We start from the raw sequence: 4,945 nt of genomic DNA on the forward strand, positions 1-4,945 counted from the left end.
GTGTGAATATTGATTGGTATCTCACACCTCAATAAGTTGAGATGTGAGATAGGTTAATTGGCATATTTAATTAGCTTAGAAGTGGAAACCTGCACCCACTGCACCACCTGCATTACCTTCAGTATCCGCACTACCACTGATTTTTAGTACCCAGCGACCGTTATCAGACAGTTTAGATATACCAACAGCTACTGCTCCTTGTCCGTTATAAGTAGCCATACCACCTGTCACCATGCTCTTACCAGGGATGTAAGCTTGCGGTAAAGCTGCCATAGCCATTGCTGATGACACACCAGCGTTGGCTTCATCACCAACTTTATCAATCTTATTACCAAGGTTATAGCCAAAATCCTTAAGTTGATTCATATTTACTGCATCAGTACCATCTACACCAGGACCAACATTAGTAATTCTATTACCGCCGTTGTTCAAACCCTTATCTGTTACGCTGACTGTTTTATTCTCGTCATAATCTTGAGAATCAGGTTTAGCGTTGTTAATAGTGATGCCATTGTTAGTCAGACTAGTATTACCAGTAGTTACCCCACTATTATTAACTTTGGTATCGCCAGTAGTAATACTACCCTCTTTACCTAGATCTAGACTAGGATTCAGATTAAAGCTGATATCATTGCTACCAGTAGCCTTCTGTACCTTGATATTGCCATCAGTATTATTGAAATCAATACTACCTCCATTAGCAACATTACTTTCATTCTTACCTTGAGCTGTAACATTGAAGCCTTTATTAGCACCTGCAACAACATCTTTTAACTGTCCAACGTTTACTGCATCGGTATCAGCCTTACCCGCGCCTACTCCAGAGATAATAGTGTTTCCATCTTTATCGACTTTGTTTTTATCAATACTGACAGAGCCTACATCAACCTTATCAAACTCGACTTCATCAGAGGTAGAGACTTTATAAATAGTCTGTCCGTCAGCACCTTTCTCTTCTTTAACTGTGATGTTTTTACCCTCTTCAACTTCAGTCTTAGAAGCAGCGACACCCTTATCGATCTTGTTCTTAATATCCCACAGCTGACTACCATTTACAGCATCGGTACTGTCTTTAGAGATATCACCTTTAGCAACGCCAGTTATTTTCTTATCACCAGCATCGATACCATCCTTTGTCACACTTGGACCGCCAGCGATGGTCAAGCCATCATTGTTAACAACACTATCACCCGTCGTTACGCTGCCATTATCACCAAGGTCGATGTTTTCAGCCATCTTCACTTCAAGTTGGTTACCGTTAACTACCACACCAATGTTGCCATTGATTAGGCTACCGGTCGCACCACCTCTGATAGTCAGGGCATCGCCAAGCTGGCGATTAATAACAATAGTAGCGTCATCACCCGTGAAGTTCAGACCCTTATTCACATCACCGCTTACTTTATTCAGTTGACCAAGGTTAACCGCATCATCGTCTTGCGTACCTGCAGCAACCTTAGTGATTTTCTTACCACCCATGTTGATGCCAGTACTATTAATGATCGGACCACCGTTATTGATGATGATGCTATCAAGATCCGTTAAGTCCTTCGCCATCACTAGGTTTAGGTTGTTGCCATCGCTATCAACGCGCAGATTGGCGCCTGATGCGTTTGCATCATCTCCGAGCTCACCTTTTACCGTTAGCGTTTCATTGAGCTGCTTACCAATAACCTCACCGGTGTTACCTTGGAACTTCAGACCGTCTTTCATGGTCGCCACTTCATTGTCGTCAATAACGATACGAGTGATGCCATCTTGACCATTAACGCCTGGTACACCGTTTTTAACGCTGATAGTACCGTTAGCACCATCTTTACCGTTTAGAGCAATTGTACCATCTGCACCATTGATGCTAACGCCGTCTTTACCATCCTCGCCTTTAACGATGATAGTACCTGGCTCATTGTCATCACCAACGGTGAGATCTTTACCTAAACCAAAGTCAATCTTATTATCACGTACTGTGGTAACAATGTTGCCATCAGCGCTGGTGTACTTAACTGTTTCGCCTAGCTTAACGTTGTCTTCAGTTGCGTTATCCGCTAACTCAGAGTTGTCAGCTGTGATGTTAAAGCCTTTAGCAATAGTCGTATTGGTTTCAGTTAACTGATTAACGTTAACTGCATCAGTACCATTTACACCTGGACCAACATTGGTGATTGTATTGCCACCATTGTTTAAACCAGTGTTAGTGATGCTAACTGGACCCTTGGTACCACCTGTAATAGTCACACCTGAGTTATCTACTAAGGTGTTACCTAACTGAACATTACCTTCTGCACCTAGGTTGATCTTCTCAGCAAGCTTCACAGCAATGCTGCCGTCTGCATTGGCAACGGTTTGAATGTTGTTCTCAGTTGCAGTAGTTGCACCACCTTTGATGGTTAATACTTGAGTTGGGTTACGTTTAACAATCTCACCATTATCACCTGTGTATTGTTGCTCTGTGGTGTTAATCGCTGCGTAAACATCACCACCGTTAACCACTGACTTATTGCCTTCAGTCACATAGTTGGTATCACCACCGTTGGCTACGCTGTCGCGATTATTAACGGTCATGGTTTCTGAGGTGACATTGGTAAAGGTCACATCATCAGCCGTTGATACTTTGATACCGCCATACTCACTCTCAAGCTTGATGTTAGTGCCAGTCACGAAGTTCGCTGTATTGTTGTCTTTATTAATGGTCTTAACATTATCACCATCAATCTGAGTCACAACTGTCTGTAGCGCACTGTCCGCTTTGTTTAGGCTGTCTTTAGTACCTTGGCTTAAGTCAACTTTGTAGTCTGTGATGTTAGTCGTATTGTCTGTTGTGCCTCCTACAGTAATTGCGTCAGAACCAGCTGTTGCTGTTGTACCTTTGGCGTTCACGGTATAGATCGTCTGACCATTTTTACCAGTATCTGTAGTAACACCAGCAACGTTAGTACCCGCTTTAACTTCTGTGGTTGCTGCCGCTACCTTGGTGGTTAACTGATTAACGTTAACTGCATCAGTACCATTTACACCTGGACCAACATTGGTGATTGTATTGCCACCATTGTTTAAACCAGTGTTAGTGATGCTAACTGGACCCTTGGTACCACCTGTAATAGTCACGCCTGAGTTATCTACTAAGGTGTTACCTAACTGAACATTACCTCCTGCACCTAGGTTGATCTTCTCAGCAAGCTTCACAGCAATGCTACCGTCTTCGTTAGCAACGGTTTGAATGTTGTTCTCAGTTGCAGTAGTTGCACCACCTTTGATGGTTAATACTTGAGTTGGGTTACGTTTAACAATCTCACCATTATCACCTGTGTATTGTTGCTCTGTGGTGTTAATCGCTGCGTAAACATCACCACCGTTAACCACTGACTTATTGCCTTCAGTCACATAGTTGGTATCACCACCGTTGGCTACGCTGTCGCGATTATTAACGGTCATGGTTTCTGAGGTGACATTGGTAAAGGTCACATCATCAGCCGTCCTAACTGTATAGATAGTTTGACCATCAGCACCTTTATCTTCAGATACTTTGATATTTGCACCTTCTTTTACTTCCGTTTTCGAGGCTTTAAGCGCACTCTCAACATTCGAATAATCTGCGCCACCGATGTTATAAGTTGGGTTAGTAATCTCACCTGTATTAGAATTAAACGTAGAGTCACCACCTAAATGCTTAGCAATATCGCCACCTGTTTTATCCGTGATCGTTTTATGCTGCTTCAACTGTGAAACGTTGACACCATCGGTGTCTAGAGCACCTGCAGCCACGTTCTGTAAGCGCCTTTCATCACCTACACTACCAACGGCCACCGCACCCGTTGCCACCCCTCCGACTAAAAATGCTTGCTGATTATAAGCATTTGTTTTGGATCTCCTACCAACAGCCACACTATTATCATGCAAAACTTCTGAGTTTGAGCCCAACGCTACACTATCAATAAAGTTAGCTTTAGCACCCACTCCTACAGCAATAGATCTATCTTTATCGGCCTTCGAATGCGCACCTAAAGCTAGAGCATTGACACCTTCAGCATTCGAATGAGCACCAATTGCTAAAGTGTGATCCTTAGTTGCCTTAGCAGCCGCACCAAATGCAATGGAGTCTTTACCTGTTGATAGGGTTTGTTCCTGAGTCTGGTAAACAGTCCCCTGCTGATTGCCAGTATTTCCAGCATTGTCGATATCAGCGGAACCAATAGCAATGGAACGATTGCCCGTTGCAGTCGCTGAGTGCCCCATAGCAAGAGAACCTTTACCGGTAGCAGCAGATACGTTACCAATTGCCTGGGCAAAATCTTTTTCTGCAATAGACTGGCGACCAATGGCCAGTGAGGTATTTCCTTTAGCTAATGCAGCAGGCCCTACAGCAATGGCAGCCACATCTTCAGATTTTGCTTGAGCACCTAAAGCAACACCTAAAGCAGCAGACTGCGCTTTCATTCCTAGCGCCGTTCCACCTTCATAAGCTTTAGCTCCTGTTCCAACAGATGTAGAACGGTAATAACCCGTTGTATCAAGCGTGCCTTTACTCACATTATGATAGGGGTTACCGCGATCAAAAAAGTTCGTATTCTTGCTCCCCGCCTCATCCGCGACTGAGCCACAACCAACAGCAACACTTTCATTTTGTCCAACACTTGCAGCAGGGTTACAATTGCTAGACGTTCCAATAGCCACACCACCACCAACACCATTAGCAGCCTGTACTGCCACCGCTATACTGCTAAACCCAGCAGTTAAAATGATATTACCTAACGACTTACGCAAGCCTGTTGTCAAAGAAGTACCTGAGCTTGCCGCCTTACCTTTACTTGCTGTGTTTTCAGCTACAGCGAGTGTCACGCTAGAGAGAGAAACTGCAGTCTTGACAGATTTACTTTTTGTTTTAGATTTAGCGACTTCTGATACAGCCACCCATGCTCCTAGAGACGCGTTCCACACCACTTTATAC

The 4,945-nt window shown here is 43.8% G+C and carries 1 protein-coding gene and 1 pseudogene; both read right to left on the bottom strand.

Annotated features, from left to right (window positions below; genetic code table 11):
• Positions 1 to 75 precede the first annotated feature (75 nt).
• Entirely contained in the window at positions 76 to 4,707 is a 4,632-nt protein-coding gene (locus A1019T_RS12955; RefSeq protein ID WP_244156668.1) for a YadA-like family protein, read from the bottom strand.
• A 180-nt stretch (positions 4,708 to 4,887) separates the two neighbouring features.
• Positions 4,888 to 4,938 (bottom strand): annotated as a pseudogene (locus A1019T_RS14050) (ESPR-type extended signal peptide-containing protein); the annotation flags it as partial.
• Positions 4,939 to 4,945: the final 7 nt, after the last annotated feature.

It is taken from the genome of Psychrobacter piechaudii (assembly GCF_900162825.1).
GTDB lineage: Bacteria > Pseudomonadota > Gammaproteobacteria > Pseudomonadales > Moraxellaceae > Psychrobacter > Psychrobacter piechaudii.